Genomic DNA, 25,786 nt, shown 5'->3' on the forward strand with positions numbered 1-25,786 from the left:
AATGGGAGCGGACAGGCAATATCGCAGCATGGATAGAAAGCGGAGTTTGAAATGGCACTGATGATCACCGATGATTGCATTAACTGCGACGTCTGCGAGCCCGAGTGCCCGAACGAGGCGATCACCATGGGGCCGCAAATCTACGAAATCGATCCCCACAAATGTACAGAATGTGTCGGTCACTTTGATGAGCCGCAATGTCAGCAGGTCTGTCCGGTCAGTTGTATTCCGTTCAATCCTGCATGGCGCGAGTCGAATGAGCAACTGATGCTCAAATATGAGCAGCTTCAGGCCGCTGCAAAAAACTGATATACCCTGCGCAGGTCGCCAGAATTCTTCTGGTTATTTGTTGCTATCGACGCAGTGACAATTGTCGTCCTGATGCTATTGCAGATCGTTTTTGCATATAGAAAATTGGTATTTCAACAGTCACAGGCAGGCGCGGTATGATCAGTGGTATTGATGCCACCGCAATTGCCATGACGAGCCCAATTCCATCTTCCCCGATTCTTGCGCAACAACGCCTGCGCCATTTTGTTATCGCGTTTTCAGCCTTGCTCGATCGCGGTCTTGAGCAGGAGCAGCTCATTCGCACTGGCGGTGACTTGCTGGCTCAGTTGGTGGCTGTGGACGACTGGTTGCCAGAGGCCTATGCGCAACCGCATCCTGAACGCTATTCCCAATATTTGCTACATGCCGACTCGGCTGAGCGGTTCAGTATCGTCAGCTTTGTCTGGGGGCCTGGTCAGCAGACCCCGATACATGATCATACCGTCTGGGGCTTGATTGGCATGTTGCGGGGTGCAGAAGATTCGCAATCCTATCGCTGGGAAAACGATCAGCTGGTGCCGCATGGTGAACCAGTGCGCTTGTCGCCTGGTGACGTCGAGGCAGTGGCGCCTCAGATCGCGGGCTTGCACGATATCCATCGAGTGCGCAATCTCTATGATGATCGCGTCTCGATCAGTATTCATGTCTATGGCGCCAATATCGGTGCGGTACGACGTTCGGTTTATCTCGAAGATGGCACCCGGAAGGAGTTTATCTCCGGCTATTCCAACACGACTTTGCCCAATATCTGGGATGTCTCGCGGGAGCAAAAAGTACAATGAGCGCTACTTTCCCTTCCACCTCTATCGATTTTGCTCACATCAGCTATCAGCAAGTCCGCTCAGCGTTGCTTGCGCGTCATGAAATTGCATTGCTGGATGTCCGAGAAGAAGCACCACATGCGGTGGCACATCCGCTATTCGCTGCGAATCTGCCATTATCACAGTTTGAGTTGCTGATCTATTCACGAGTGCCGCGACGCGATACTACCGTCGTCGTGCTGGATGATGGTGAGGGGCTGGCAGAGATCGCTGCGCAGCGCTTGCACATGCTTGGTTACAGTGACATCAGTATTCTCGAAGGTGGTGTGCGTGGCTGGCTGGCAGCTGGTGGCGAGTTGTTTCAGGACGTCAATGCGCCCAGCAAGGCCTTCGGTGAACTGGTTGAGAGTCGCAGTCATACCCCTTCGTTGTCGGCGCAGGAGGTGAAAGCCTTGCTCGATGCTAACGAAGACCTGGTCGTACTTGATGCCCGTCGTTTCGACGAATATCAGAACATGAATATACCTGGCTCGGTCAGCGTGCCCGGCGCCGAGCTGGCACTTCGCGTGCGTACTTTGGCGCCGAACCCAAAGACGCGTGTCATCGTCAATTGTGCCGGTCGCACGCGCAGCATCATCGGGACCCAATCCTTGGTGAATCTGGGTATTCCTAATCAGGTACATGCACTGCGCAATGGAACCATTGGCTGGACATTGGCCGGGCAGAAACTGGAGCATGGCAGTGATCGGTGCTTTCCTGAGGGGACTAATCCAGAGACCGCTCGCCAGGCTGTCGATGATGCACGCGCCGTCGCTGATCGTGCCGGCGTTCTGCAGCTGAGCTGGGAACACTTGCAGGTGTGGCGTCAGGAATTGACACGCACCACTTATCAGTTTGATGTGCGCACACCGGGGGAGTATGAAGCCGGTCACATCAGTGGTTTTTTAAGTGCGCCCGGAGGGCAGCTGGTGCAGGAAACAGAAGCCAATGCGACCGTGCGCGGTGCGCGTATCGTGCTGGTTGACGATGATGGTGTGCGTGCCAATATGACTGGATCCTGGCTCGCGCAAATGGGGTGGGAAGTGGCCGTCCTGGATGGTGTCGATCAGATTCATTTCAATGAAACTGGCCGGGCCAGACCGCTACTGCCACCCGTGCCTGTCAGTGAAATCGTTACGCCGGAAACGTTATCGCGCTGGTTGCAAGAGTCTGATGCGACCGTTGTTCTGGATGTTTCCGCGAGTGCCAACTATGTGAAGCAGCATATTCCCGGTGCGTGGTTTGTATTGCGTTCGCAATTGCAGCAAGCCTTGAAGCAATTGCCATGGCAGCGTGTACAGCGTTATGTGCTGACGTGCGGTAGTGGTTCATTGGCTGCGTATGCCACCGCTGATTTGGCGCGAATCACGGATTTACCGGTGTTTCTGCTCAATGGTGGAAATGCCGCCTGGAAAGCAGCAGGCTTGCCACTTGAAAGTGGCGAAACCAGACTGGCATCGCCGAGGATAGATCGTTATCGCCGTCCCTATGAAGGTACTGACAATCCGGCCTCGGCAATGCAAGCCTATCTGGATTGGGAATTCGGTTTGGTGGAGCAGTTAGGTCGGGATGGGACGCACGGCTTCAGAGTCATTTAGCCATAGAGGCGCCCGGTGGAGCGCCTACAGGATTACTTTTTGCCGACAACAACCCGGTTGCGTCCGCTTTCCTTGGCGCGATAGAGTGCTTGATCTGCCTGTGCCAGCAGTCGCGCGCGCGCGGTATCTGTCGGAATTGAGCTATCTGGGGGCGTTTGTGCAGATCCTCCGATCGACACAGTGATTTGTAGCTCGGTTGCGCCGCTATTTTCCTCACCACTCTCGTTACTGCCGGCGATCCTGATCGGTTTCAAGGCAACACTAGCCCTGATGCGCTCAGCGATACGTGCGGCATCGAGCAGGGTTGCTTGTACTAATAGCACTACAAATTCTTCGCCACCAAAACGTCCCAGGGCATCGCTCAGACGTAATTCCTTTTTGATACGGGTGGCGACTTCGCGCAGCACTTCATCGCCACTTTGGTGGCCATATTGATCATTGACGCGTTTGAAGTGATCAATATCGATATACAGGCAAGCCAGTGCAGAGCGTTCGCGCTGGGCGCGGGCGATTTCCTCGAAGAGACGCTGTTCGATGTAACGACGATTATTGACGCCGGTCAGCTGGTCGGTGAGTCCGATGTGCTTGAGGCGTTCGTTGTTAATCACGTTTTCCAGGCAGATAGTGACGACGGAAGCTAGTCGCTCAATGAAATCTGTTGCCAGGTTGCCGGTAAAACGCTCTTCGTGCGCGCTGCCCAATGCTAGGTAACCGATTGATTTTTGATGTCGGGTCAGTGGCAGTATTGCGATACTGGCGGGCTGATAATGCGGGAATAATGTACGGTGATGTACGGCGCGATACGGCCCCAGTATTGGTTTGTCCATCGGTGCGATGGCTGTCGGATCGGTCAGGAACAGCAGATTCTGGTATTCGTCCAAACCAATCTGCAGTTCGTGGAGAATGCGCCGGATATCAAAATCGTAATCGATCAGTGTGAGCGTGACGACCTCTAGGCTGAAGGTCTGTGGCATGAGGCGCGAAACGGTCTCGATCAGATCGCGGAATTCACTGGCACTGATCAGTCGCAGATCGAATGCTTGATGCCGTTGCATGATCTGCTGATTGATCCGTGCCTGCTCCAGCAGGTCTTGCAGCTCGGCATGCAATTGCTGATTTTCTTCGATCAGTGCGTTCGTATCGACAGCGCTATTCATGTTGTTCCGCTTATACAGCCGCCTATCCTCAGCGCCGCATACTCACCGCGACGCCCCCTGTTACTGTACACATTCTTGCCTGCTTCGGACCAGGATCCAAGCTTACCACCACTGCCAGCGCGCTGGTAAGCCTGTTGCATCGGTTTTTACACCGTTCAGGCTGGTACAAAAAAGCGAGTCTGCAACTCCTCCAGACCGAGCGATTGCAGGACTTCCTGTAGCCGTTCGGCAGGTCGTTTGCGTGGCAAGTCCTTGTAGCGGGCAATGATCAGCTCATTCTTCATGGAATGTTCCCAGCCCACTAGTTCTGTGACGCTGACCTGATAGCCATGCGCCTCCAATTGCAGGCAGCGCAGCACATTGGTGACTTGACTACCAAACTCGCGTGTATGCAATGGATGACGCCACAGTTCTGTCAGGGAGGTACGGCCGAGCGATTTTCCCTTATTGCGATTCAGTACCGAGGCCACCTCGGCCTGGCAGCAGGGCACCAGTACAATGGCTTTGGCTTGCTTTTTCAGTGCAAAGTCGATTGCGTCGTCGGTAGCTGTATTACATGCATGTAGCGCGGTAACGACGTCAACAGTAGGTGGCAAGGCCGCAGAATCAGTCGACTCTGCTACTGAGAGGTTGAGGAAGGACATGCCCGGAAATTCCAGGCGTTTGGCAAGTTCTGCAGACTTCTGTACCAGATCTTCGCGGGTTTCAATGCCATAGATGTGCGCATTGCCTTCCAGTGTCTTGAAGAACAAGTCGTACAGGATGAAACCCAGGTAGGACTTGCCTGCGCCATGGTCTACCAGACTCAGGTCGGGATGCGACAGGCGCAACTCCTGTAGCAGCGGCTCGATAAACTGGTATAGGTGGTAGACCTGCTTGAGCTTGCGCCGGCTGTCCTGATTGAGCTTGCCATCACGTGTCAGGATATGCAGTTCCTTGAGCAGTTCAACCGATTGCCCGGGACGCAACTCCAGCTGATCGGCGCCAGTCTTGGGAGCACTGGTGCCTGCCTTGGTCGATGCGATTTTTTTCTTGTTGTTCATGCCGTGTTGCGCAACGATCAGACGTTGAACAGGAAGTTCATCACGTCGCCATCCTTGACCACGTATTCCTTGCCTTCAGCCCGCATCTTGCCGGCTTCCTTGGCACCAGCTTCTCCCTTGAAGGCAATGAAGTCTTCGTAGGCGATCGTTTGGGCACGAATGAAGCCGCGCTCGAAGTCGGTATGGATTACGCCAGCAGCCTGAGGTCCGGTAGCGCCTACAGGGACTGTCCAGGCGCGCACTTCCTTGACGCCGGCTGTGAAATAGGTCTGCAGGCCGAGCAGCTTGAACCCGGCGCGAATGAGGCGATCCAGGCCAGGCTCTTCCATTCCCATGTCAGCCAGGAATGCACCTTTATCGGCATCGTCGAGATCGGCGATTTCTGCTTCAATGGCTGCGCAGATCGCAACGATCGGTGCCTTTTGTTCGTTTGCGTAAGCAGTCAGTTGATCCAGTAAAGGATTGTTGGTGAACCCGGAGTCAGAAACATTGGCAACGTACATGGCCGGTTTGGCAGTGATCAGGCACAGTGGCTTGATCAAGGCCATTTCTTCAGCATCCAGACCCAGCGCACGCACCGGTTTGGCTTTATCGAGTGCTGGCATGATGCGTTCCAGCAGTGCGACCAGTTTGACTGCATCCTTGTCGCCGGAACGTGCTTTCTTGTTTTCACGATGGATCGCTTTTTCTACCGTACCCATATCGGCCAGCGCCAGTTCGGTCTCGATCACGGCGATGTCATCGAGCGGACTCACGCGACCTGCCACGTGGATTACGTTCGGATCCTCAAAGCAGCGCACCACGTTGATGATAGCGTCAGTTTCACGGATATGCGACAGGAACTGATTGCCGAGGCCTTCGCCTTGGGAGGCGCCAGCTACCAGTCCGGCGATGTCGACGAACTCAACTGTGGCCGGCAATATGCGCTCCGGTTTGACGATTTCTGCCAGCGCCTGCAAACGAGGATCGGGTACTTCCACCATGCCCACATTGGGGTCGATGGTACAGAATGGGTAGTTCTCAGCAGGAATGCCCGCCTTGGTCAGCGCATTGAACAGGGTTGACTTACCGACGTTGGGCAGACCCACGATGCCACATTTGAGGCTCATGACAACTTTCTTTCTTGATCAAAACCCGTATTGTAACAAGGACAGACTCGCCACCATCATTCTGCGCAGGCTTGGCACGTCTCGCATTGCTGCTTGGAAACTTGGTGCGAAAATTGGCTTTGAAATCAAGATGCTGCGCATGTGCTTTGTGTCTGTTGTGTGGCCATCATTTATCGCATCTTGCTATGACGTTACGGAGGGCAACTGTTGTTTTTGTTTTACAATGGCGGCTTTACAGAATTCCGGGTATTCCTTTGTCTAACATTGTTGAAATCCGCGACTTGCATTTCGGATATGGTGATCGCCCTATTCTGACAGGGCTGCACATGGACTTCCCGCGCGGTAAAGTGATTGCCGTCATGGGCGGTTCAGGCTCAGGCAAGACCACGATCCTGCGCCTTATCGGCGGCCAGTTGCGCGCCCAGTCCGGCGCGCTTGAAGTCGACGGGAAAAACGTCCCTTCTCTTGACACCAGCGGGCTCTATCAATTGCGTCGCAAGATGGGGATGCTGTTCCAGAATGGTGCCTTGTTTACCGACATGAGCGTGTTCGATAACGTTGCCTTTCCGCTGCGTGAACACACTAATCTGTCGGAAGAGCTGATTCGTGATCTCGTTTTGCTCAAGCTCAACGCCGTTGGTTTGCGCAATGCAGCACAGTTGAAGCCTTCTGAAATTTCCGGGGGGATGGCGCGGCGTGTTGCGCTGGCGCGTGCGATCGCTCTGGACCCTGCGTTGATCATGTATGACGAGCCATTTGCAGGGCTTGATCCGATTTCCATGGGCGTCACGGCAAATCTGATTCGCAAGCTCAACGATGCGCTGGGGTCGACCTCGATTCTGGTGTCGCATGACGTCAATGAGTCCTTTGCGATTGCTGATTATGTTTACTTTCTGTCGCAGGGAAAGATTGTGGCGCAAGGTACACCCGAAGACATGCGTGCCTCACAAGACCCCTATGTCAAACAATTCGTGCATGCCGAAGCCGATGGCCCGGTGCCTTTCCATTATCCGGGAACAACGCTGGCCGATGACCTCGGTCTGCCGCGCGACAGCAGCCGTGGAGGGCAAGCATGATTCTTGATGCATTTGGTGCCCTTGGTCGCGGTACACGCGAGTTTCTGCAAGGACTTGGCTTTGCCACCCGGATGTTCTGGACAGTGATACGCTCTTCAGGTGGATTGTTGCGGCGACCACGGTTGGTCAGTGATCAGATTCACTTTATTGGCAATTATTCACTGGTCATCATTGCGGTCTCCGGCTTGTTTGTCGGCTTTGTGCTTGGTCTGCAAGGGTATTACACGCTCAACAAATACGGTTCCGAGCAGGCATTGGGGTTGTTGGTTGCCTTATCATTGACGCGCGAATTGGGGCCGGTAGTTACCGCCTTGCTGTTCGCCGGGCGGGCGGGGACCTCGCTCACCGCAGAGATTGGCCTGATGAAGGCGGGCGAGCAGTTGGCTGCGATGGAAATGATGGCCGTTGACCCACTGCAACGCGTCATTGCGCCGCGATTCTGGGCAGGTGTGGTGGCGATGCCGGTGCTGGCAGCAATATTCAGTGCGGTCGGCGTGATTGGTGGCTACGTGGTAGGCGTGTTGCTGATTGGTATTGATGAGGGTGGCTTCTGGTCACAGATGCAGGCCGGTGTCGATGTATGGAACGATATCGCCAATGGCGTAATCAAGAGTGTTGTCTTTGGTATCGCGGTTACCTTCGTGGCTCTGTATCAGGGTTATGAAGCGAAGCCTACTCCAGAGGGGGTAGCCCGTGCGACCACTCGTACAGTAGTGATTGCATCGCTGTTGGTGTTGGGACTCGACTTCTTGCTGACAGCGTTGATGTTCAGCTGATTGTTGCTCGGCAAGTGACAAACATTGTTCACGTCAATGCAGACGTGGAACGCAATTGAATTTAGGATGGCAGGTATGCAACGAAAAATATTGGACGTGTGGGTTGGATTGTTTGTGTTGCTTGGTGCAGCAGCACTCGTGTTTTTGGCGCTCAAGGCTGGCAACATGAGTTCGCTTTCGCTGAGCCAGAAGACCTATGCTGTAACAGCCAAATTTGACAATATCGGTGGTCTCAAGGCACGTGCCGCTGTTAAAAGCGCTGGCGTCGTTGTTGGGCGGGTAGATTCGATCACCTTTGATGACAAGACTTTTCAGGCGCTGGTCACCATGAATCTCGACCAGAAGTTCCAGTTCCCGAAAGATAGCTCAGCCAAAATTCTGACTTCGGGTTTGCTGGGAGATCAATATATCGGGCTGGAACCAGGTGGCGATGAAAAAAACCTGGCTGCCGGAGATAACATTAAAATGACACAATCAGCTATCGTGCTGGAAAACCTCATCAGTCAGTTCTTGTACAGCAAAGCGGCTGATGGAAAGGATGACGCGAAATGATTAACGTGAATCGCATCGCTGCGTTGGTATTGGCGGTTACGCTCACTGGCTGCGCTACATCCAATAATCCCAATGACCCAATTGAAGGTTTCAATCGTGCTGTCTTCAGCTTCAATGACACTGCCGACAAGGCCATCGTCAAGCCAGTTGCCGAGGCGTACAAATATGTGACCCCTAACTTCGTCCAAACTGGCGTAGGTAATTTCTTCGGTAACCTCGGCGACTTGTGGTCGGCTGTAAACCAGTTGTTGCAAGGGCGGGTGGAGGCTGGTGTCACCTCTTTCATGCGTGTGGCAATCAATACGACTTTTGGTATCGGGGGGCTGCTTGATGTCAGTACCGAGATGCGTCTGTCGCGGCAAAAATCTGACTTTGGTCAGACTCTCGGGCGCTGGGGTGTAGGTTCCGGTCCGTATGTTGTCATACCGTTACTCGGACCATCGACGTTGCGAGATACAGCGGCACTGCCGGTTGATGTTACCTTCGATCCCTGGTCTCACAAGCGGCCAGTTGACTGGCGTAACGTTGGCACAGCGATCAATTTGATTGATCGTCGTGCACAATTGCTGGATGCTTCCAATCTGCTCGAGGATGTCGCGCTGGATCGCTATGATTTCATCCGAGATGCTTATTTGCAACGTCGCCAGTCTCAAATTGATGCGGCGAAGCCGCACCCCGACGATCAGGCGGACAAAGCTGTCAAGGTTGACGCTGCTTCCAGCGGCAAGTCGGATGAGAGCAAGCCGTAAAGTGTGGTTGTCAGGCGATGATGTGATTTGATCGGGGATACAAGAGGAAGTGTTGACTTTTGGTCATTCTTGAACTTAACGTTGATGTCCCCATCTATCTGCATCGTCGGCCCTGGATACAACTGTTTGCAACTTTTGCAATTGAAGTGTTGCACATCCGGCGGTCAATGCAGATGATCTGCTCCTGGCCCTGGCACCTGTGTTGCGGGGCATAGTGCTTACTCCTAACAATGGATCAATAAACAATGAATATATTCACAAGATTTCTCGCTGTCGTCGCGTCAGTCTCTGCACTGATTTTTTCCTCCGCCGCTTTCGCACAGGAGGCCCCCGATGCATTGGTCAAGCGCATTAGTGATGAAGTGCTCACTATTGCCAAGGCCGATAAGGATATTCAGTCCGGGAATGTCAATCGCATCGTGGCACTAGTGCAGGAAAAAATCGTTCCCTACGTTGACTCTGATCGCATGACTGCTCTGGCAGCTGGACGTTTCTGGCGCCAGGCGACACCTGAGCAACAACAACAACTGGCAACCCAGTTTCGTACGTTGCTGATCTATACCTATGCGGGTGCACTGTCCCAAGTGCGTGATCAGAAGATCGAATATAAGCCCCTGCGTGCTGATCCAAACGACACTGAGGTGGAAGTGCGGACCCAGTTGGTGCAATCCCGCGGTGATCCGATCCAGCTGAGCTATCGTATGGAAAAGGTATCATCGGGTTGGAAAATGTATGACATCAATGTCATGGGGGCCTGGCTGGTCGACGCTTACAAAGGTACTTTCAGCAACGAAATCTCCAAGGGCGGGATCGATGGTTTGATAAAGACCCTGACAGACAAGAATGCGCAGCTTGCAGCCCGTTCTGCAGCCAAGAAGTAATCTCCTCTCTTTATCCGGTAAACCAAGGAAATCTCATGTTTAAGCCTGCTGCCAGCTTAACCGTTGATAACGCCAGCGATGTGCTGGCCGCAGGCTTGCAAGCAATTGCAGCAGGTCAGTCCAGCATTGACCTGAGTGCGCTGATCAATGTGGATTCCTCTGCGGTAGCGACAGTCCTTGCTTGGCAGCGTGCTGCCCGGCATCAAGGGCGCACCCTGGAGTTGGGTGTGCTGCCAGCAAACCTGCAAAGCCTCGCAGACCTGTATGGTGCATCGGCACTACTGGATGCACCTACTTCCGCTTCTGATCGACATCCCACCTCCTCGCACTAACAGCTCGCCGATAGACTAGTCTGAGTCAATGCTGCCAATGTGCAGTTGAGCTAGGCGGCACGCAGTCTGTCTGACCAATCCGGCTGCCGTGCCGGAAATCCCCTATAATCGAATGTTTCGCTACTCAATTCGTTGCCGATTTGCAAATCGCGACGGAGTGGGTTTTACAGTGGTATTGCAGGTCGATCGAGTCAAACTCAACTCAACCTAAGTAACCCAGGCAAAATGGCTGCTCTTCAAATTACTAATGTCCAAAAACGCTACCAGTCGCTGCAAGCGCTAGGTGGTGTCTCGCTCTCGATTGAGGAAGGTGAGTTTTTTGGTTTGCTCGGTCCCAATGGGGCGGGCAAGACCACGCTGATTTCGATTGTCGCGGGGCTTAATCGTGCCGATGCGGGTTCGGTTGCGATTCACGGACATGATGTTGTCACCGATTATCGTGCAGCACGTCGCAATCTCGGTGTTGTGCCGCAGGAGTTGGTGTTCGATCCGTTTTTTACGGTGCGTGAGACTTTGCGTATGCAGTCTGGCTATTTCGGGCTGAAGAACAATGACAAGTGGATCGACGAAGTGATGGAGAGCCTGGATCTGACCAACAAGGCAGATACCAATATGCGGGCCTTGTCCGGAGGAATGAAGCGTCGTGTGCTAGTGGCTCAGGCATTGGTTCACCGGCCGCCCGTGATCGTGCTGGATGAGCCCACCGCTGGTGTCGATGTCGAACTGCGTCAGACCTTGTGGAAGTTTATCGGCAGACTCAACCGGGAAGGGCATACCATTGTTCTGACCACGCATTATCTGGAAGAGGCGCAGGCCTTGTGCAATCGGATTGCGATGCTGAAATTCGGCAAGGTGGTGGCACTCGATTCAACTGAGGCATTGATCAAACGGATTTCTGGTTCACAGTTGGTAGTGCGGCTCAAGCACGGTGGTTTGCCAGAGCAATTACAGAATTTACTCATTCCATCAGACGGGCCTGCGGTCAATGGTCAGTATCAGTTGCGTGTGACCGATTACAGCCAGGTTGAACCAATTCTGGCGGCATTACGCACCAGTGGTGCTGTGATCGACGACATGCAGTTGCAACAAGCCGATCTGGAAGATGTGTTCATACAGATCATGGAAGGCAGCAAATGACTGGATTTCAAACTCTGTTCTACAAAGAGGTATTGCGTTTCTGGAAAGTCGCTACGCAGACCGTGACTGCGCCGATCATGACGGCGATGCTGTATCTGCTGATATTTGGCCATGTTCTGCAAGATCGTGTGCAGGTTTATCCGGGCGTACAGTACACGGGCTTCTTGATTCCTGGTCTGGTGATGATGAGTGTCTTGCAAAATGCATTCGCCAACAGCTCGTCCTCATTGATTCAATCCAAAATTACCGGCAATCTGGTGTTCGTTCTCCTGACTCCACTCTCCCATTGGGAAATTTTCAGCGCCTATGTTCTCGCTGCCATCGCGCGCGGATTGATTGTTGGTGCAGGGGTGTTTGTGGTCACGGCCTGGTTTGGGCATCTTAGTTTTGTAGCGCCATGGTGGATTGCAATCTTTGCCATCATGGGAGCGGCAATTCTCGGTACGTTGGGATTGGTGGCCGGTATTTGGGCTGAAAAATTTGATCAGCTTGCCGCGTTCCAGAACTTCCTGATTGTCCCGTTGACCTTCCTCGCTGGTGTGTTTTACTCGATCCACTCGCTGCCACCTTTTTGGCAGGCAGTCTCGCATTTCAACCCGTTTTTTTATATGATCGACGGCTTCCGCTACGGCTTTTTCGGACAATCGGATATTGATCCTTTCGTCAGCCTTGCCATCGTCGCCGTCTTTTTCATCGCGCTGGCCTCGCTCGCGGTGACCATGCTTAAACGCGGCTACAAGCTGCGCGCCGGCTCCCATTGAACCCTTGTGAAGAGCTGCACCATGCTACCCACACCTGAACTTGTTAAAAATTACATTGCCGCCGGCCTCACCTGTTCGCACCTTGATGTTGAAGGTGACGGCCAGCATTTCACTGCCGTGATTGTGTCGGAGGCCTTTGCCGGCAAGCGACTGATCCAGCGCCATCAGTTGGTCTATGCTGCGCTCGGTGATCGTATGCGTGAGGAAATCCACGCACTTTCAATGAAAACCCTCACCCCTGATGAATTTCAGAAATAAGGCCACTATTTTCTATGGATAAGCTTTTAATTCGCGGCGGAAATCGCCTCTCTGGTGACGTTACCATCTCGGGTGCGAAGAACGCAGCCCTGCCGATTCTGTGCGCCGGTCTGCTGACCGCCGATAATCTGCATCTGTCGAACATTCCGAATCTGCAGGATGTCACCACCATTCTCAAACTGATGCGTCAGATGGGGCTGCGTGTCGAGCAGGATGGTCATCAGGTCACGCTCAATGGTAACGACATCACCAAGCTTGAAGCACCGTATGAGCTGGTCAAGACCATGCGCGCCTCGATTCTGGTACTGGGGCCGTTGCTGGCACGTTTCGGTGAAGCCAAGGTGTCCTTGCCTGGCGGTTGCGCCATCGGTTCGCGTCCGGTCGATCAGCACATCAAGGGATTGCAGGCCATGGGCGCTGAAATCACGATCGATGCCGGTTATATCTATGCCAAGGCCAAGCGCCTCAAGGGTGCGCGTATCGTGACTGACATGATTACTGTCACCGGTACCGAAAATCTGCTGATGGCCGCCGTGCTGGCAGATGGTGAAACCGTGTTGGAAAATGCTGCGCGTGAACCAGAGGTCAGTGATCTGGCACATCTGCTGGTCGCCATGGGCGCAAAGATTGAAGGAATAGGCACTGACCGTCTGGTGATTCAGGGCGTGGCCAAGCTGCATGGCGCCACCCATCATGTCATCGCTGATCGTATCGAAACCGGGACTTTCCTGTGCGCGGTGGCAGCCGTGGGTGGTGATGTCACGCTCAAGAACACGCGTAGTAATTTCCTCGACGCTGCGTTGGACAAGCTACGTGAAGCGGGTGCGATTCTGACTTCAGGCGAGGATTGGATCCGCGTCCAGATGGCGCGTCGTCCCAAGGCGGTGAGCTTCCGTACAACGGAATATCCGGGCTTCCCGACCGATATGCAGGCGCAGTTCATGGCGCTCAACTGCATCGCTGAGGGTACCAGCCATGTGACCGAGACCATCTTTGAAAATCGCTTCATGCATGTGCAGGAACTCAACCGTCTCGGTGCTGCTATCGATATCGAAGGCAATACCGCGATTGTCAAAGGCGTCGAAAAATTTGTCGGTGCGCCGGTGATGGCAACTGACTTGCGGGCATCGGCCTCGCTGGTGATCGCTGGTCTGGCAGCACAAGGCGAAACGCTGATCGAGCGCATTTACCATCTGGATCGCGGTTACGACCGCATGGAAGCCAAGCTGTCGTCGGTTGGCGCCCAGATTGAGCGCGTTAAATAACTGGTGTTGAAAATGACTGAACAAGCTCCCCAGCAACTAACGCTGGCACTGTCCAAGGGACGCATCTTCGAAGAAACGCTGCCGCTGTTGCAGGCCGCAGGCATTATCGTTACCGAAGATCCTGAAACGTCGCGCAAACTCATCCTGCCGACTAATGATCCCGCTGTGCGCGTCATTATTGTGCGCGCCTCGGATGTGCCGACCTACGTGCAATACGGCGCGGCAGATTTTGGTGTCGCTGGTAAGGACGTGCTGCTGGAGCATGGCGGCGAAGGGCTGTACCAGCCGATTGACCTGAATATTGCCAAGTGCCGGCTGTCGGTCGCGGTACAGGATGGTTTTGACTACGCCAACGCCGTTCGCCAGGGTGCGCGTTTGCGGGTGGTGACAAAATACGTGAAGACCGCGCGCGAGCATTTTGCTTCCAAGGGCGTCCACGTTGATCTGATCAAATTGTATGGATCGATGGAGTTGGGCCCGCTGGTTGGTCTAGCTGACGCCATTGTTGACCTGGTCAGTACTGGTGGCACCTTGCGCGCCAACAAGTTGGTCGAGGTCGAGCACATCATTGATATTTCCTCGCGCCTCGTTGTTAATCAGGCAGCACTGAAACTCAAGCGCGAGCGCCTGCAACCGATTCTGGCCGCATTTGAAAAGGCCTCCCAGGCCGCTGCCTGATCGTTGCAATGGCAACCAGAAGTTTGGACACACATTCGAATCAAGGCCACATTATCATGAGCATCAATATCCGCAAACTCGATTCTGCTGAAGCTGGCTTTGAGCAAAAGCTCTCTGCTGTGCTGGCATTTGAAGCCAGCGAAGACGAAGCGATTGACCGCGCCGCGGCCAGTATTCTGGCCGACGTCAAGGTGCGTGGTGATGTCGCGGTACTAGAGTACACCACGCGGTTTGATCGACTCCATGTCACCAATGTTGCCGCTCTGGAAATTGGCAAGGCCGAGTTGGAGCGGGCACTGGATGATTTGCCTGCGACCCGGCGTGCTGCCTTGCAGACTGCCGCGGATCGCGTGCGTGCCTATCATGAGCGGCAAAAGCAGGAATGTGGTTCCGATGGCTTTCTCTATACCGAAGCTGACGGTACGGTGCTGGGGCAAAAAGTCACGCCGCTCGACCGGGTTGGCATTTATGTTCCTGGTGGCAAGGCTGCCTATCCCTCCTCGGTGCTGATGAATGCGATTCCTGCCAAGGTGGCAGGGGTGCAGGAAGTCATTATGGTCGTCCCCACTCCGGACGGTGTGAAGAACGAATTGGTGTTGGCGGCAGCCGCAATCGCCGGCGTTGACCGCGTCTTCACCATCGGTGGTGCACAAGCGGTCGGTGCGCTGGCTTACGGAACGGCGACGATTCCTGCGGTCGACAAGATTGTTGGTCCCGGCAACGCCTATGTCGCTGCTGCCAAGCGCCGGGTGTTCGGTGTGGTTGGCATCGACATGATTGCCGGGCCATCCGAAATTCTGGTCATTTGCGACGGCAGTACCGACCCTGACTGGATCGCCATGGATCTGTTCTCGCAAGCTGAGCACGATGAGCTGGCGCAGTCGATCCTGCTGTGTCCTGATGCTGATTACCTCGCCAAGGTCGAAGCCAGTATCAACCAGTTGCTTGATACGATGCCACGCAAGGAGGTGATTCGTACCTCGTTGACCAATCGTGGGGCGCTGGTCAAGGTGCGTGATATGTCGCAAGCCTGTGCCATCGCCAACATGATTGCTGCCGAGCATCTGGAAATTTCCGCCGAGCAGCCACAGCAGTGGGCGGATCAGATTCGCCACGCAGGAGCCATGTTCCTTGGGCGCTTTTCATCCGAGTCCCTCGGTGATTACTGTGCCGGTCCGAACCACGTATTGCCGACTTCACGCACTGCGCGATTCTCTTCGCCGTTGGGTGTGTATGATTTCCAGAAGCGTTCCAGTGTGATCAATGTCAGTCAGGCAGGTGCGCAAACGCTTGGCAAGATTGCCGCCGAACTGGCCTATGGTGAAGGCTTGCAGGCGCATGCCCGCTCGGCTGAACTGCGCCTGAAATGATGACGGCTGTGCGCAAGCCCGTCCGGCCATGAGTTGGCGAGACCGCATTTTCTGTGAAGATGCGCTGCAAGGGCTGGCGCGTATTCCTGATGGGCAGGTGGATTTGCTCATTGCCGATCCGCCTTATGGTCTAGGTAAGGATTACGGGAATGACTCCGACAAGCTCGATACCGAAGCCTATTTGCGCTGGACCGAGCAATGGATTACCGCGGCACTGCCTAAACTCAAGCCCAACGGCAGCCTCTACATTTTTCTGACCTGGCGTTATTCACCGGAAATATTTGTCATGCTCAAACAGCGCATGACCATGATCAATGAGATTATCTGGGATCGCCGTGTGCCTTCCATGGGCGGGACCACGCGCAAGTATTCCTCGGTACATGACACTGTCGGATTCTTTGTGGCCGCCAAGGATTATTACTTCGATCTCGATGCGATTCGGATTCCCTACGACGCTCAGACCAAAAAGGCACGCTCACGCTCGATCTTCGTCGGCGCCAAATGGCTGGAGTTGGGTTACAACCCCAAAGATGTCTGGAGCGTGTCGCGACTGCATCGTGAGCACAAGGAACGCGCTGATCATCCGACCCAGAAACCGCTGGAAATCATCGAACGCATGATCAAAGCATCCTGCCCCGAGGGTGGGGTAGTCCTTGATCCGTTCATGGGCAGTGGTACGACAGCCGTTGCCGCACGCCGCTGTGGTCGCCACTTCGTTGGCTTTGAATTGAATCCGGCCTATTGCGCATTGATCGAACAGCGCGTGGGAGATCTGAATGCGGTGCCGACAACGTCAGCAGACGTCGCCGGCACAACACCAACAACCCTCGAATCGGAACTCCCATGAGCAAGTCTCTGGTTGAACGCATCATTCGCGCCGACGTGCGCGCTCAAACCGCCTATGCAGTCCCGGATGCGACTGGCCTGCTCAAGCTCGACGCGATGGAAAATCCCTACGAACTGCCGCAGGATCTGCGTCAGCAACTGGCGCAGCGGCTGTCGGAGGTTGCTCTCAATCGTTATCCGATTCCGTCGTACCAGCATCTCAAGCAGCAGATCTGCTGCCATCTGGGTGTGCCATCCGGCTTTGATGTCATGCTGGGTAACGGCTCGGATGAGTTGATCTCGATTTTGTCAGTGGCTTGTGCGCAACCTGGGGCCAAGGTATTGGCGCCGGAACCTGGTTTCGTGATGTACCAGATATCGGCAAGGCTGGCCGGGCTGGAGTATGTCGGTGTACCGTTACATCCAGACTTTACGCTCGATATTGATGCTTTACTGGATGCGATTGCGCTGCACAAACCGGCGATTACCTATCTCGCTTATCCCAATAATCCGACCGGCACGCTGTATCGGGAATCCGACATTGAGGCCGTTCTGCGTGCCGTCGGCGACACAGGTATCGTGGTGGTAGATGAGGCGTATCAGCCGTTCGCGCAGCATAGCTTCATGCCGCGCTTGCCAGAGTTCAACAATCTGGTGGTTATGCGTACAGTCTCCAAGCTTGGGCTGGCAGGCATCCGTCTTGGTTATATGGCGGCCAACGCTGCTTTGTTGCAGGAATTCGACAAAGTGCGCCCCCCCTACAACATCAATGTGCTGACCCAGGCCGCTGCCGAGTTTTTGCTCGATCACAGTCATGTGCTGGAGCTTCAGGCAGCGCAACTGCGCGCTGCGCGCACCGCGCTCAGCGACGCCTTGGCAGCGCTGCATGGCGTGGAAGTATTTCCCTCGGCCGCCAATTTTCTGCTGATTCGGCTGGCAAATACGGATAAAGTATTCTCCGAACTGCTGCAACGTAAGGTATTAGTCAAAAATGCCGGTAAAATGCATCCATTGCTGCACAATTGCTTGCGCGTCAATGTCAGTACCGCTGAAGAAAATGCCGCATTCCTGGCAGCGTTGAAAGAGGCGATTCTGCGCACTGCCAAGTGAGCAAGATCAATACGCTGCCAGCAATCATTTTAGAAATGTCTGTTTTACCCTGATCATGTCAACTCCACGAACTGCAGAAGTCGTACGCAACACCAATGAGACGCAAATTCGCGTCGCCATCAACCTCGACGGTACTGGCCTCCAGAAGCTCGATACCGGCGTGCCGTTTCTCGATCACATGCTCGATCAGATCGCACGACACGGTTTGATTGACCTCGATATCGAGGCCAAGGGTGATTTGCATATCGACGCGCATCATACGGTGGAAGATGTCGGCATCACGCTGGGACAAGCTTTCGCCAAGGCGATCGGCGACAAGAAAGGCATCCGCCGCTACGGCCACGCCTATGTACCGCTTGATGAAGCGTTGTCACGTGTGGTGATTGATTTTTCTGGTCGTCCCGGTCTGGAATATCACATCCCGTTTACCCGCTCGATGATTGGCGGTTTTGACGTCGATCTGACCAGCGAATTCTTTCATGGCTTTGTCAATCATGCGCAGGTCACGCTGCATATCGACAATTTGCGCGGCATCAATGCGCACCATCAATGCGAAACCGTATTCAAGGCTTTTGGTCGTGCGCTGCGCATGGCCATCGAACTCGACCAACGTGCGGCAGGAACAATTCCTTCCACCAAGGGCAGTCTGTGATCGGCGGGCGTAGTCACTGACTGCGCCATTTGCACTTCCCGTGCTTTTGCATTTCTCTATATGAATAAAATTGTTGTAGTGGATTATGGAATGGGCAACCTGCGCTCGGTCGCACAAGCTCTGCGCCATGTTGCGCCGGAAGCAGATGTCCGGATTTCCGGTAAGATTGCCGATATTAATGCGGCGGATCGTATCGTCCTGCCAGGGCAGGGCGCCATGCCAGACTGCATGCGCTGCCTGCGCGAATCAGGTCTGCAGGAAGCGGTCTTGACTGCCGCCCGCAACAAGCCATTGTTTGGTGTCTGCGTTGGCGAGCAGATGCTGTTTGACTGGAGCGAAGAAGGCGATACGCCAGGTCTGGGATTGCTGCCCGGCAAGGTGGTGCGCTTCCAGCTTGATGGTCTGACACAAGAAGACGGCTCACGCTTCAAGGTGCCGCAAATGGGTTGGAATCGTGTCCGTCAGAATGTTCCGCATGCGCTCTGGGATGGCATCGATGATCAAGCCTACTTCTATTTCGTGCATAGCTACTACGCACAACCACAAAATACCGCGCATACGATAGGCGAAACGGTCTACGGGCAAGCATTTGCCTGTGCCGTGGCGCGCGATAATATTTTTGCAACACAATTCCATCCGGAAAAAAGTGCATCTGCGGGTTTGCAGCTGTATCGGAATTTCGTACACTGGAAACCCTGAATATTTGTCTACCCGGCAAGTCGCGATCTTCTCGCGTGACTTTTTCTGATTTTTTATTTCTTTTTACATTGTCATAACTGTAGCCATGCTGCTGATACCTGCCATCGACCTGAAAGACGGTCACTGCGTTCGCCTGAAGCAAGGCGATATGGACCAAGCCACCGTATTTTCCCAGGACCCCGCCGAGATGGCGCGTCATTGGCTGGCGCAGGGTGCACGTCGTCTGCATCTGGTTGACCTCAACGGCGCCTTTGCCGGCAAGCCCAAGAACGAAGCCGCAGTCAAATCCATCATCAAGGCAGTGCGCGACTTTGCCGCTGAAAATGATGTTGATGAAATCCCGGTCCAACTGGGTGGCGGCATTCGCGATCTGGACACCATTGAGCGTTATCTCGACGGTGGATTGTCCTACATTATCATCGGCACCGCAGCAGTCAAGAATCCCGGTTTTCTCCATGATGCCTGCAGTGCCTTCCCCGGTCAGATCATCGTCGGTCTCGATGCCAAGGACGGCAAGGTCGCCACCGATGGCTGGAGCAAATTGTCCGGTCACGAAGTGGTCGACCTCGCCCAGAAATTCGAAGGGTACGGCTGTGAAGCCATCGTCTACACGGATATCGGTCGTGACGGCATGATGGGTGGCGTCAACATCGAAGCCACCGTGCGCCTGGCGCAAGCGGTATCGATTCCGATCATTGCCTCCGGCGGCGTACATAGCATCAAGGATGTGGAAGCCTTGTGCGATGTGCAGGATGAGGGTATTGAAGCCGTTATCTGTGGCCGTTCCATCTACGAAGGCACACTGGACCTGAATTCGGCTCAGCTGCGCGCTGACGAACTGACTGAAACCAACTTGTCGCTGCCTTCCGAAGGGACAGACGGCACCTGATCATGACACTCGCAAAACGCATTATTCCCTGTCTCGACGTGACGGCTGGACGCGTCGTCAAAGGCGTCAATTTCGTCGAACTGCGTGACGCCGGGGATCCCGTTGAGATCGCCCGCCGTTATGATGAGCAGGGCGCGGATGAAATCACTTTTCTGGACATTACAGCGTCCTCCGATGGCCGAGGTCTGATCCTCGACATCATCGAAGCAGTCGCCTCGCAGGTGTTCATTCCGCTGACCGTCGGTGGTGGCGTACGTGCGGTGGAGGATGTGCGTCGACTGCTCAATGCCGGCGCTGACAAGGTTGGTATCAATACCTCCGCTGTAACCAATCCGCAACTGGTGGCCGATGCCGCCAGCAAATACGGCTCGCAATGTATTGTAGTTGCCATTGATGCCAAACGTACCGGCGAAGGTAAGTGGGAAGTCTTCACCCACGGTGGTCGCAATGCGACCGGACTGGACGCGATTGAGTGGGCGCGCAAGATGGCGCAACTGGGCGCAGGAGAAATCCTGCTGACCAGTATGGATCGCGACGGCACACGCAGTGGTTTTGATTTGGCACTGACCCGGGCTGTCTCCGAGGCCGTGTCGATCCCTGTAATCGCTTCCGGCGGTGTAGGCGGCCTGAAGGATCTGGCCGATGGCATCAAGCAGGGTAAAGCTGACGCCGTACTGGCTGCGAGCATCTTCCACTATGGACAACATACGGTCCAGGAAGCCAAGCGGTTCATGGCTGCGCAAGATATTCCAATGAGGTTGGCATGAGCATCAGTGCGAAATGGTTGAACAAGGTAAAGTGGGACGAAGTCGGTCTGGTGCCTGTGATTGCCCAAGAGGTCGGGACCAATGACGTACTGATGTTTGCCTGGATGAATCGCGAGGCGCTGGCCAAAACGGTTGAAAGCGGCGAAGCAGTCTACTGGAGTCGTTCGCGCAAGAAGCTATGGCACAAGGGCGAGGAGTCTGGTCACTTCCAGAAAGTCCACGAAGTGCGTCTGGACTGCGACGAGGATGTAGTCTTGCTCAAGGTTGAGCAGGTCGCGGGTATAGCCTGTCATACTGGCCGACATTCCTGTTTCTTCCAAAAATTCGAAGGTAATGCCGAAACAGGTGAATGGCAGACTGTCGAACCGGTATTGAAGGATCTGGACGCCGCGCCCGAGAAGGAAAAGCCCAAACGTACCCGTAAAGTCACTCCCAAGGCGCCACTATGAGCGAAACATTGCGTCGCCTCGCCGAGGTGATCGACTCCCGTAAGTTGGTCAATGGTGGTGATCCGGAGAAGTCGTATGTTGCCCGCCTGTTTTCCAAGGGCGATGACGCCATTCTCAAGAAAATCGGCGAAGAAGCTGCTGAAACCATCATGGCGGCCAAAGATGCGCGCGTCAGCGGTGATGCCTCCAAGGTGCTCTACGAATGCGCCGATCTGTGGTTCCACTCGATGGTACTGCTGGCCCAGTTTGATCTCCAGCCACAAGATGTGCTCAACGAACTTGCGCGCCGTGAAGGTCTTTCTGGACTGGAAGAAAAAGCCAGTCGCAAGGACTCCTGAGCAGATAGCCGCCGCAGCGCATCTCTGAAACGCCGTCAGTACTTATTGCCATTCATCAGGAAAATCGTATGGACAATTGTATTTTTTGCAAAATTGCCGCCAAGCAGATCCCGTCCAAGACCATCTATGAAGATGATGACGTGATTGCTTTTCACGACATCAATCCCGCTGCACCGGTCCATTTTCTGATTGTGCCCAAGCAGCATGTTGCTACGCTGGCAGACTGTGGCGATCAACATGCCGCGTTGCTGGGCAAGATGGCGTTGCTGGCGCCGCGTCTGGCCGAGCAACTAGGCTGTGGCTACCAGGCTGATGCCGACGGTGAAAAGCGCGGGGGGTTCAAAACCCTATTCAATACCGGACCAGATGGTGGTCAAGAGGTCTATCACCTGCATATGCATGTCATTGGTGGCCCCCACCCGTGGCGTGTGAAGTTTGTGCAGCAGTGATATATTCATGGCCTATGCTACACAAGTGGTGTGGCCGTTCAAGATTCAAGTTTCGCTAGGAGAAGATGATGGGTGCATGGGGTCCGATTCACTGGATAGTTGTCTTGGTCGTTGTCATGCTGGTGTTTGGCACCAAGAAGCTCGGTAACGTCGGCTCTGATCTGGGCAAAGCCATCAAGGGATTTAAAGATGGAATGAAGGGCGAGGAAGAAAAGCCTGCTGCCAAGGAACAGACCACGATTGATGCGCCAGCCAAGGACAAGGAAAAGTCTGGCAACTGATCCAATGCCAGGTATTGTCAGTTCTCTTATGTGCGACGCGTGCAAGCAAGCGTCGCAGCCTATGATGTTGTCTGTTTCTCCACCGCAAGAGTCTCCTGTTCAATGATAGATATTGGCCTTTCGAAATTGGCGTTAATCGGTGTGGTCGCGCTGGTCGTGATCGGGCCAGAGCGCTTGCCGAAGGTGGCGCGTATGGCGGGGACGTTGTTTGGTCGTGCACAACGCTACATCAATGATGTCAAGACTGAAGTCACGCGTGAGATTGAGCTGGACGAGTTGCGCAAGATGCAGACTGATATGCAGGACGCCGCTCACGAGGTAGAAAACAGTATCGCCGGAGGCCTCTCTGACACCCAGGAGGGCATCAATGGTACGTGGCAGGGTAGCGATAGCGATCACAACTGGCGCAGTACACCAAGCCCTGAAGCGGTGGCGTTGAAGGCCAGGCGCTTTCGTCAAAAGAAATTGGCGCGCAACTCTGCATTACCTGCCTGGTACAAAAATCAGCACGGAGCACGTAGTCGGGTTATTTCCGCTGCTGCTCGCGTGGCAAAATTCCGTTCTGGCGGCACAGGTAAACCCGGCGGTTTTTTCTAATCCAGATGGCAGCGCTTGTCATTTCTCTCCCGTAGTCATTCCATGGCCGAAGAACAAAATACTGCAGGTGCTGAAGAAACCTTCATCTCGCACCTGATCGAACTGCGCAGTCGTATCATCAAGGCATCCGCAGCGATACTGATTGTCTTCGTGTGTCTGTTGCCCTGGGCCGCCAATATTTTTGATATTCTGGCCTACCCCATGATTCATGCGCTGCCAGCTGGCAGCAAAATGATCGCGACCGGCGTCATAACGCCGTTCATGATTCCCATCAAGGTCACGCTGCTACTGGCGCTGATTATTGCCTTGCCGTGGGTGTTGTACCAAATGTGGGCTTTCGTGGCACCGGGTCTCTATGCACATGAAAAGCGGCTGATCGCGCCGCTGGTCATTTCTTCGTCACTGTTATTTATCATTGGCGTCGCGTTCTGCTATTTCTTTGTGTTTGGCGCGGTCTTCCCCTTCATCAATCACTTTGCGCCAAAGTCAGTCTCCGTCGCGCCAGATATTGATAGCTACGTCGATTTTGTATTGACCATGTTTCTCGCCTTCGGCCTGACCTTCGAGGTACCCATTGTCGTGATCGTGCTAGTGCGCATGGGATTGGTGCCGCTGGCCAAGCTCAAGCAGATTCGGCCCTATGCGGTCGTTGGCGCCTTTGTGATCGCCGCCGTTGTTACACCGCCTGATCTGATGAGCCAGTTGATGCTGGCAGTGCCGCTTTGCCTGCTGTATGAAATCGGTCTCTTTGTGGCGCCAATCTTTGAGCGTGCGACACGTGCGCCACAAGATGAGGCGACTAGCGAATCCTGAGTCGTGAGTGTGCATCAGGGTGTGTCGATGCGCAATCAATCCTAGTAAAAAGGCCACGTGAGCATCGCCACGTGGCCTTTTTATTTATTGTCAGACTTTGTCGTCAGATCAGCCTGCAACGTGGCTATTCAGAAATGACCAATGGCACTTCACGTAGCCACTTCACCAAAGGAAAGGCATCCTTAAAGCTACTCACCAGTTCTTTGCCGAGGTCAGTGGGGATCTTTTTCTTGATGCTGGTTTCTTGCCACACGATGAAGCTCTTGAGCTTGATATATTCGATATGCGCACTGTCGGCATCGAACCCCTTGGGCGGACGTGTGAGCTTGCCTTCTTCCTGCAAGCCACCAAAACCATCCTTGATGGACTTGCTCTTGATGACCTTGCTGAAGCCAGCCGCATCCGCGATCACCTGTTGGCGGATCGCCTTCAAGCGATCAGAAGGTGGCAGATACTCGCCCCCAGCTACCAATAACTGACCTGCTGCATCGATATGGAAATAGTAGGAAGGGCCACCGCCCTGGCTTGGCTTTTTCAGACCGCTAGAGGTAATGGCCGCCGAAAAGTGCGTCTTGTAGGGACTTTTGTCATGCGAGAAGCGCATGTCGCGGTTGATCCGAAATAGCGCCTTCTTTGGATTACAATCCGCAATGGCTGGATCAAATTTGCTGATGTCAGCGATCAATGTGATCACCAGTTCCAGAAATTCGGCGCGCAGGATGTCATAGCGTGGTTTGTTCATCACAAACCACGCGCGATTGTTATTTTCGGAAAGCTCCGCAAGGAATTGGGTCAGGTCACGAATATGCATAATGTGTGTAGATTTTGATCGATATCTCAGTCTGGCATGGTAGCAATAACGCAGCTCTTTACTGATTTTCCTCGGGTTTTGGCGGCGGACGTTTGCCAACGACGATTTCCAGCGAGGTCTCCTGAGCTTTGCGCAGGACATTCATTTTTGCCTTTTGTCCCGGAGTCAGTTGGGCAATCAGATTGAGCATCTCGGTTGTATCCGCGACCGGTTTGCCTTCCACGCTGATTAAAATGTCACCAGGTTTCATCCCCGCGCGGTCTGCTGGACCTCCTTTTAGTACGCCTGCAATGATGGCTCCGGTTTTTTTTGTGAGCCCAAAGCTTTCCGCCAGTTCGGGCGTAATGTCCTGAGGTTCGACGCCAATCCAGCCCCGGACCACTTGACCATGACCGATGATTTCCTCCATCACGGTCTTTGCGGTGGATACCGGAATCGCAAAGCCAATGCCCAGATTGCCACCCGTGCGTGAATAGATTGCTGTATTGATGCCCAGAAGATTGCCATTGGTGTCCACTAGCGCGCCACCCGAGTTACCAGGGTTGATTGCCGCATCGGTCTGAATGAAGTTTTCAAACGTATTGATGCCAAGGTGATTTCGGCCAAGCGCAGAAATGATACCCATGGTCACGGTCTGACCGACTCCAAACGGATTGCCGATGGCCAGTACCACGTCGCCGACGGTTGCCTGCTCAGCATGCGCCAGGGTAATGGCAGGCAGATTGGGCAGATCGATTTTGATCACTGCGAGGTCGGTTTCCGGGTCTGCACCGACGACCTTGGCCGATGCCTTGCGGCCGTCCGTAAGCGCAACTTCAATTTCATCAGCAGCCTCAACCACGTGATTGTTAGTCAGGATGTAACCCTGTGGGCTGACGATGACACCTGAGCCCAGGCTGGACTGTTTATCGTCCTGTTGCTGGTCGTCTTGCTGATCACCGAAGAATTTCTTGAAAAACGGATCGTCCATGAAAGGGCTTTTTTGCGGTCGCGCCTCGGTCGTGGTGAAGATGTTGACTACCGAGGGCATCGCCTGACGTGCCGCATCGCGGTAGGAGTTAGGTGCAGGCACACCCGGCGTAACCTCCTGCATTTGCACGGAAGAGACCGCAGGGCGTACACGCGCACCGAAGATGCCAGTGACCCAATCGGGCTTCAAGGTCGCTACAATGAACCAGATCGCCAAGCCGACCGTTACGGTTTGTGCAAATAACAGCCAAAAACGTCGCATATT

Annotated in this window: 32 protein-coding genes; 27 read left to right on the top strand and 5 right to left on the bottom strand. The window is 54.2% G+C overall.

From position 1 onward, the window contains the following. Positions 1 to 51: 51 nt before the first annotated feature. The 3 genes from FHW66_RS09260 (at position 52) to FHW66_RS09270 (ending at position 2,728) form a co-directional block, all read left to right on the top strand. Positions 52 to 309: a YfhL family 4Fe-4S dicluster ferredoxin gene (locus FHW66_RS09260; protein WP_183379492.1), complete on the top strand. Its 258-nt coding sequence runs from the start codon at positions 52 to 54 to the stop codon at positions 307 to 309. Between the two features lie 170 nt (positions 310 to 479). Continuing rightward, positions 480 to 1,112, top strand: coding sequence for a cysteine dioxygenase (locus FHW66_RS09265; RefSeq protein WP_183379493.1), 633 nt, complete (start codon positions 480 to 482; stop codon positions 1,110 to 1,112). Further along, a complete protein-coding gene (locus tag FHW66_RS09270) occupies positions 1,109 to 2,728 on the top strand; it encodes a rhodanese homology domain-containing protein (protein ID WP_183379494.1) in 1,620 nt (539 codons plus the stop codon). The genes FHW66_RS09265 and FHW66_RS09270 overlap by 4 nt, the downstream gene beginning before the upstream one ends. A gap of 32 nt (positions 2,729 to 2,760) precedes the next feature. Here FHW66_RS09270 and FHW66_RS09275 read toward each other — a convergent pair whose 3' ends face one another. From FHW66_RS09275 to ychF, 3 genes are all read right to left on the bottom strand, one after another. Then, the gene (locus FHW66_RS09275; protein WP_183379495.1) at positions 2,761 to 3,885 is read right to left on the bottom strand and encodes a sensor domain-containing diguanylate cyclase; all 1,125 of its coding nucleotides are present in this window, start codon (positions 3,883 to 3,885) and stop codon (positions 2,761 to 2,763) included. Positions 3,886 to 4,040: 155 nt separating this feature from the next. After that, complete coding sequence (locus FHW66_RS09280) at positions 4,041 to 4,928, bottom strand: SAM-dependent methyltransferase (protein WP_183379496.1); 888 nt, start codon at positions 4,926 to 4,928, stop codon at positions 4,041 to 4,043. Between the two features lie 17 nt (positions 4,929 to 4,945). Further along, on the bottom strand, positions 4,946 to 6,037 hold the full coding sequence (gene ychF, locus FHW66_RS09285; RefSeq protein ID WP_183379497.1) for a redox-regulated ATPase YchF: 1,092 nt from the start codon (positions 6,035 to 6,037) through the stop codon (positions 4,946 to 4,948). A gap of 254 nt (positions 6,038 to 6,291) precedes the next feature. On the opposite strand from ychF, the gene FHW66_RS09290 reads away from it, so the two are divergent. The 24 genes from FHW66_RS09290 (at position 6,292) to tatC (ending at position 23,741) form a co-directional block, all read left to right on the top strand. Beyond that, positions 6,292 to 7,113, top strand: a complete 822-nt coding sequence (locus tag FHW66_RS09290; RefSeq protein ID WP_183379498.1) for an ABC transporter ATP-binding protein — start codon at positions 6,292 to 6,294, stop codon at positions 7,111 to 7,113. Continuing rightward, positions 7,110 to 7,889, top strand: coding sequence for a lipid asymmetry maintenance ABC transporter permease subunit MlaE (mlaE, locus tag FHW66_RS09295; RefSeq protein WP_183379499.1), 780 nt, complete (start codon positions 7,110 to 7,112; stop codon positions 7,887 to 7,889). The genes FHW66_RS09290 and mlaE overlap by 4 nt, the downstream gene beginning before the upstream one ends. A gap of 75 nt (positions 7,890 to 7,964) precedes the next feature. Further along, on the top strand, positions 7,965 to 8,441 hold the full coding sequence (gene mlaD, locus FHW66_RS09300; protein WP_183379648.1) for an outer membrane lipid asymmetry maintenance protein MlaD: 477 nt from the start codon (positions 7,965 to 7,967) through the stop codon (positions 8,439 to 8,441). Then, on the top strand, positions 8,438 to 9,190 hold the full coding sequence (locus tag FHW66_RS09305; protein WP_183379500.1) for a VacJ family lipoprotein: 753 nt from the start codon (positions 8,438 to 8,440) through the stop codon (positions 9,188 to 9,190). Before mlaD ends, FHW66_RS09305 begins: the two co-directional genes overlap by 4 nt. A 245-nt stretch (positions 9,191 to 9,435) precedes the next feature. After that, entirely contained in the window at positions 9,436 to 10,071 is a 636-nt protein-coding gene (locus tag FHW66_RS09310) for a phospholipid-binding protein MlaC (RefSeq protein ID WP_183379501.1), read from the top strand. 35 nt (positions 10,072 to 10,106) lie between these two features. Beyond that, positions 10,107 to 10,403: a lipid asymmetry maintenance protein MlaB gene (locus FHW66_RS09315; protein WP_183379502.1), complete on the top strand. Its 297-nt coding sequence runs from the start codon at positions 10,107 to 10,109 to the stop codon at positions 10,401 to 10,403. A gap of 225 nt (positions 10,404 to 10,628) precedes the next feature. Next, a complete protein-coding gene (locus tag FHW66_RS09320) occupies positions 10,629 to 11,540 on the top strand; it encodes an ABC transporter ATP-binding protein (RefSeq protein ID WP_183379503.1) in 912 nt (303 codons plus the stop codon). After that, positions 11,537 to 12,301 carry an ABC transporter permease gene (locus tag FHW66_RS09325; RefSeq protein ID WP_183379504.1) on the top strand — a complete coding sequence of 255 codons (765 nt, stop codon included), beginning with the start codon at positions 11,537 to 11,539 and terminating at the stop codon, positions 12,299 to 12,301. The genes FHW66_RS09320 and FHW66_RS09325 overlap by 4 nt, the downstream gene beginning before the upstream one ends. Before the next feature lie 21 nt (positions 12,302 to 12,322). Continuing rightward, a complete protein-coding gene (locus tag FHW66_RS09330) occupies positions 12,323 to 12,559 on the top strand; it encodes a BolA family protein (protein ID WP_183379505.1) in 237 nt (78 codons plus the stop codon). 14 nt (positions 12,560 to 12,573) lie between these two features. Continuing rightward, positions 12,574 to 13,824 (top strand): UDP-N-acetylglucosamine 1-carboxyvinyltransferase, encoded by a 1,251-nt coding sequence (gene murA, locus FHW66_RS09335; protein WP_183379506.1) that lies wholly within the window; start codon positions 12,574 to 12,576, stop codon positions 13,822 to 13,824. 12 nt (positions 13,825 to 13,836) lie between these two features. After that, positions 13,837 to 14,502 carry an ATP phosphoribosyltransferase gene (gene hisG / locus FHW66_RS09340; RefSeq protein WP_183379507.1) on the top strand — a complete coding sequence of 222 codons (666 nt, stop codon included), beginning with the start codon at positions 13,837 to 13,839 and terminating at the stop codon, positions 14,500 to 14,502. A gap of 56 nt (positions 14,503 to 14,558) precedes the next feature. Then, a complete protein-coding gene (gene hisD, locus FHW66_RS09345; RefSeq protein ID WP_183379508.1) occupies positions 14,559 to 15,872 on the top strand; it encodes a histidinol dehydrogenase in 1,314 nt (437 codons plus the stop codon). A gap of 28 nt (positions 15,873 to 15,900) precedes the next feature. After that, positions 15,901 to 16,719, top strand: a complete 819-nt coding sequence (locus FHW66_RS09350) for a site-specific DNA-methyltransferase (protein WP_183379509.1) — start codon at positions 15,901 to 15,903, stop codon at positions 16,717 to 16,719. Further along, on the top strand, positions 16,716 to 17,807 hold the full coding sequence (gene hisC, locus FHW66_RS09355; protein ID WP_183379510.1) for a histidinol-phosphate transaminase: 1,092 nt from the start codon (positions 16,716 to 16,718) through the stop codon (positions 17,805 to 17,807). The genes FHW66_RS09350 and hisC overlap by 4 nt, the downstream gene beginning before the upstream one ends. A 55-nt stretch (positions 17,808 to 17,862) precedes the next feature. Further along, entirely contained in the window at positions 17,863 to 18,459 is a 597-nt protein-coding gene (gene hisB, locus FHW66_RS09360; RefSeq protein ID WP_183379511.1) for an imidazoleglycerol-phosphate dehydratase HisB, read from the top strand. A 60-nt stretch (positions 18,460 to 18,519) separates the two neighbouring features. Next, a complete protein-coding gene (hisH, locus tag FHW66_RS09365; RefSeq protein WP_183379512.1) occupies positions 18,520 to 19,158 on the top strand; it encodes an imidazole glycerol phosphate synthase subunit HisH in 639 nt (212 codons plus the stop codon). A gap of 85 nt (positions 19,159 to 19,243) precedes the next feature. Next, positions 19,244 to 20,047 carry a 1-(5-phosphoribosyl)-5-[(5-phosphoribosylamino)methylideneamino]imidazole-4-carboxamide isomerase gene (hisA, locus tag FHW66_RS09370; protein WP_183379513.1) on the top strand — a complete coding sequence of 268 codons (804 nt, stop codon included), beginning with the start codon at positions 19,244 to 19,246 and terminating at the stop codon, positions 20,045 to 20,047. A 2-nt stretch (positions 20,048 to 20,049) separates the two neighbouring features. Further along, entirely contained in the window at positions 20,050 to 20,814 is a 765-nt protein-coding gene (hisF, locus tag FHW66_RS09375; RefSeq protein WP_183379514.1) for an imidazole glycerol phosphate synthase subunit HisF, read from the top strand. Next, positions 20,811 to 21,263 (top strand): phosphoribosyl-AMP cyclohydrolase, encoded by a 453-nt coding sequence (hisI, locus tag FHW66_RS09380; protein WP_183379515.1) that lies wholly within the window; start codon positions 20,811 to 20,813, stop codon positions 21,261 to 21,263. Before hisF ends, hisI begins: the two co-directional genes overlap by 4 nt. Then, positions 21,260 to 21,601: a phosphoribosyl-ATP diphosphatase gene (locus tag FHW66_RS09385; protein WP_183379516.1), complete on the top strand. Its 342-nt coding sequence runs from the start codon at positions 21,260 to 21,262 to the stop codon at positions 21,599 to 21,601. Before hisI ends, FHW66_RS09385 begins: the two co-directional genes overlap by 4 nt. Positions 21,602 to 21,669: 68 nt before the next feature. Then, complete coding sequence (locus FHW66_RS09390) at positions 21,670 to 22,050, top strand: histidine triad nucleotide-binding protein (RefSeq protein WP_183379517.1); 381 nt, start codon at positions 21,670 to 21,672, stop codon at positions 22,048 to 22,050. A gap of 68 nt (positions 22,051 to 22,118) precedes the next feature. Further along, entirely contained in the window at positions 22,119 to 22,331 is a 213-nt protein-coding gene (gene tatA / locus FHW66_RS09395) for a Sec-independent protein translocase subunit TatA (RefSeq protein ID WP_183379649.1), read from the top strand. A 102-nt stretch (positions 22,332 to 22,433) separates the two neighbouring features. Continuing rightward, entirely contained in the window at positions 22,434 to 22,928 is a 495-nt protein-coding gene (tatB, locus tag FHW66_RS09400) for a Sec-independent protein translocase protein TatB (protein WP_183379518.1), read from the top strand. Positions 22,929 to 22,970: 42 nt separating this feature from the next. Continuing rightward, on the top strand, positions 22,971 to 23,741 hold the full coding sequence (tatC, locus tag FHW66_RS09405; RefSeq protein WP_183379519.1) for a twin-arginine translocase subunit TatC: 771 nt from the start codon (positions 22,971 to 22,973) through the stop codon (positions 23,739 to 23,741). 124 nt (positions 23,742 to 23,865) lie between these two features. Here tatC and FHW66_RS09410 read toward each other — a convergent pair whose 3' ends face one another. Beyond that, complete coding sequence (locus tag FHW66_RS09410; RefSeq protein WP_183379520.1) at positions 23,866 to 24,552, bottom strand: DUF2461 domain-containing protein; 687 nt, start codon at positions 24,550 to 24,552, stop codon at positions 23,866 to 23,868. A gap of 58 nt (positions 24,553 to 24,610) precedes the next feature. Continuing rightward, entirely contained in the window at positions 24,611 to 25,783 is a 1,173-nt protein-coding gene (locus FHW66_RS09415) for a Do family serine endopeptidase (protein WP_183379521.1), read from the bottom strand. Between the last annotated feature and the right edge of the window lie 3 nt (positions 25,784 to 25,786).

Origin of the sequence: Herbaspirillum sp. Sphag64 (assembly GCF_014192645.1) — a bacterium.
GTDB lineage: Bacteria > Pseudomonadota > Gammaproteobacteria > Burkholderiales > Burkholderiaceae_D > Herbaspirillum.

Bases quoted from the DNA above. Each gene is read 5' to 3' on its own strand.
- FHW66_RS09260 (WP_183379492.1), top strand. From the start codon at position 52: ATGGCACTGATGATCACCGATGATTGCATTAACTGCGACGTCTGCGAG.
- FHW66_RS09265 (WP_183379493.1), top strand. From the start codon at position 480: ATGACGAGCCCAATTCCATCTTCCCCGATTCTTGCGCAACAACGCCTG.
- FHW66_RS09270 (WP_183379494.1), top strand. From the start codon at position 1,109: ATGAGCGCTACTTTCCCTTCCACCTCTATCGATTTTGCTCACATCAGC.
- FHW66_RS09275 (WP_183379495.1), bottom strand. From the start codon at position 3,885: ATGAATAGCGCTGTCGATACGAACGCACTGATCGAAGAAAATCAGCAA.
- FHW66_RS09280 (WP_183379496.1), bottom strand. From the start codon at position 4,928: ATGAACAACAAGAAAAAAATCGCATCGACCAAGGCAGGCACCAGTGCT.
- ychF (WP_183379497.1), bottom strand. From the start codon at position 6,037: ATGAGCCTCAAATGTGGCATCGTGGGTCTGCCCAACGTCGGTAAGTCA.
- mlaE (WP_183379499.1), top strand. From the start codon at position 7,110: ATGATTCTTGATGCATTTGGTGCCCTTGGTCGCGGTACACGCGAGTTT.
- mlaD (WP_183379648.1), top strand. From the start codon at position 7,965: ATGCAACGAAAAATATTGGACGTGTGGGTTGGATTGTTTGTGTTGCTT.
- FHW66_RS09305 (WP_183379500.1), top strand. From the start codon at position 8,438: ATGATTAACGTGAATCGCATCGCTGCGTTGGTATTGGCGGTTACGCTC.
- FHW66_RS09310 (WP_183379501.1), top strand. From the start codon at position 9,436: ATGAATATATTCACAAGATTTCTCGCTGTCGTCGCGTCAGTCTCTGCA.
- FHW66_RS09315 (WP_183379502.1), top strand. From the start codon at position 10,107: ATGTTTAAGCCTGCTGCCAGCTTAACCGTTGATAACGCCAGCGATGTG.
- FHW66_RS09320 (WP_183379503.1), top strand. From the start codon at position 10,629: ATGGCTGCTCTTCAAATTACTAATGTCCAAAAACGCTACCAGTCGCTG.
- FHW66_RS09325 (WP_183379504.1), top strand. From the start codon at position 11,537: ATGACTGGATTTCAAACTCTGTTCTACAAAGAGGTATTGCGTTTCTGG.
- FHW66_RS09330 (WP_183379505.1), top strand. From the start codon at position 12,323: ATGCTACCCACACCTGAACTTGTTAAAAATTACATTGCCGCCGGCCTC.
- murA (WP_183379506.1), top strand. From the start codon at position 12,574: ATGGATAAGCTTTTAATTCGCGGCGGAAATCGCCTCTCTGGTGACGTT.
- hisG (WP_183379507.1), top strand. From the start codon at position 13,837: ATGACTGAACAAGCTCCCCAGCAACTAACGCTGGCACTGTCCAAGGGA.
- hisD (WP_183379508.1), top strand. From the start codon at position 14,559: ATGAGCATCAATATCCGCAAACTCGATTCTGCTGAAGCTGGCTTTGAG.
- FHW66_RS09350 (WP_183379509.1), top strand. From the start codon at position 15,901: ATGAGTTGGCGAGACCGCATTTTCTGTGAAGATGCGCTGCAAGGGCTG.
- hisC (WP_183379510.1), top strand. From the start codon at position 16,716: ATGAGCAAGTCTCTGGTTGAACGCATCATTCGCGCCGACGTGCGCGCT.
- hisB (WP_183379511.1), top strand. From the start codon at position 17,863: ATGTCAACTCCACGAACTGCAGAAGTCGTACGCAACACCAATGAGACG.
- hisH (WP_183379512.1), top strand. From the start codon at position 18,520: ATGAATAAAATTGTTGTAGTGGATTATGGAATGGGCAACCTGCGCTCG.
- hisA (WP_183379513.1), top strand. From the start codon at position 19,244: ATGCTGCTGATACCTGCCATCGACCTGAAAGACGGTCACTGCGTTCGC.
- hisF (WP_183379514.1), top strand. From the start codon at position 20,050: ATGACACTCGCAAAACGCATTATTCCCTGTCTCGACGTGACGGCTGGA.
- hisI (WP_183379515.1), top strand. From the start codon at position 20,811: ATGAGCATCAGTGCGAAATGGTTGAACAAGGTAAAGTGGGACGAAGTC.
- FHW66_RS09385 (WP_183379516.1), top strand. From the start codon at position 21,260: ATGAGCGAAACATTGCGTCGCCTCGCCGAGGTGATCGACTCCCGTAAG.
- FHW66_RS09390 (WP_183379517.1), top strand. From the start codon at position 21,670: ATGGACAATTGTATTTTTTGCAAAATTGCCGCCAAGCAGATCCCGTCC.
- tatA (WP_183379649.1), top strand. From the start codon at position 22,119: ATGGGTGCATGGGGTCCGATTCACTGGATAGTTGTCTTGGTCGTTGTC.
- tatB (WP_183379518.1), top strand. From the start codon at position 22,434: ATGATAGATATTGGCCTTTCGAAATTGGCGTTAATCGGTGTGGTCGCG.
- tatC (WP_183379519.1), top strand. From the start codon at position 22,971: ATGGCCGAAGAACAAAATACTGCAGGTGCTGAAGAAACCTTCATCTCG.
- FHW66_RS09410 (WP_183379520.1), bottom strand. From the start codon at position 24,552: ATGCATATTCGTGACCTGACCCAATTCCTTGCGGAGCTTTCCGAAAAT.
- FHW66_RS09415 (WP_183379521.1), bottom strand. From the start codon at position 25,783: ATGCGACGTTTTTGGCTGTTATTTGCACAAACCGTAACGGTCGGCTTG.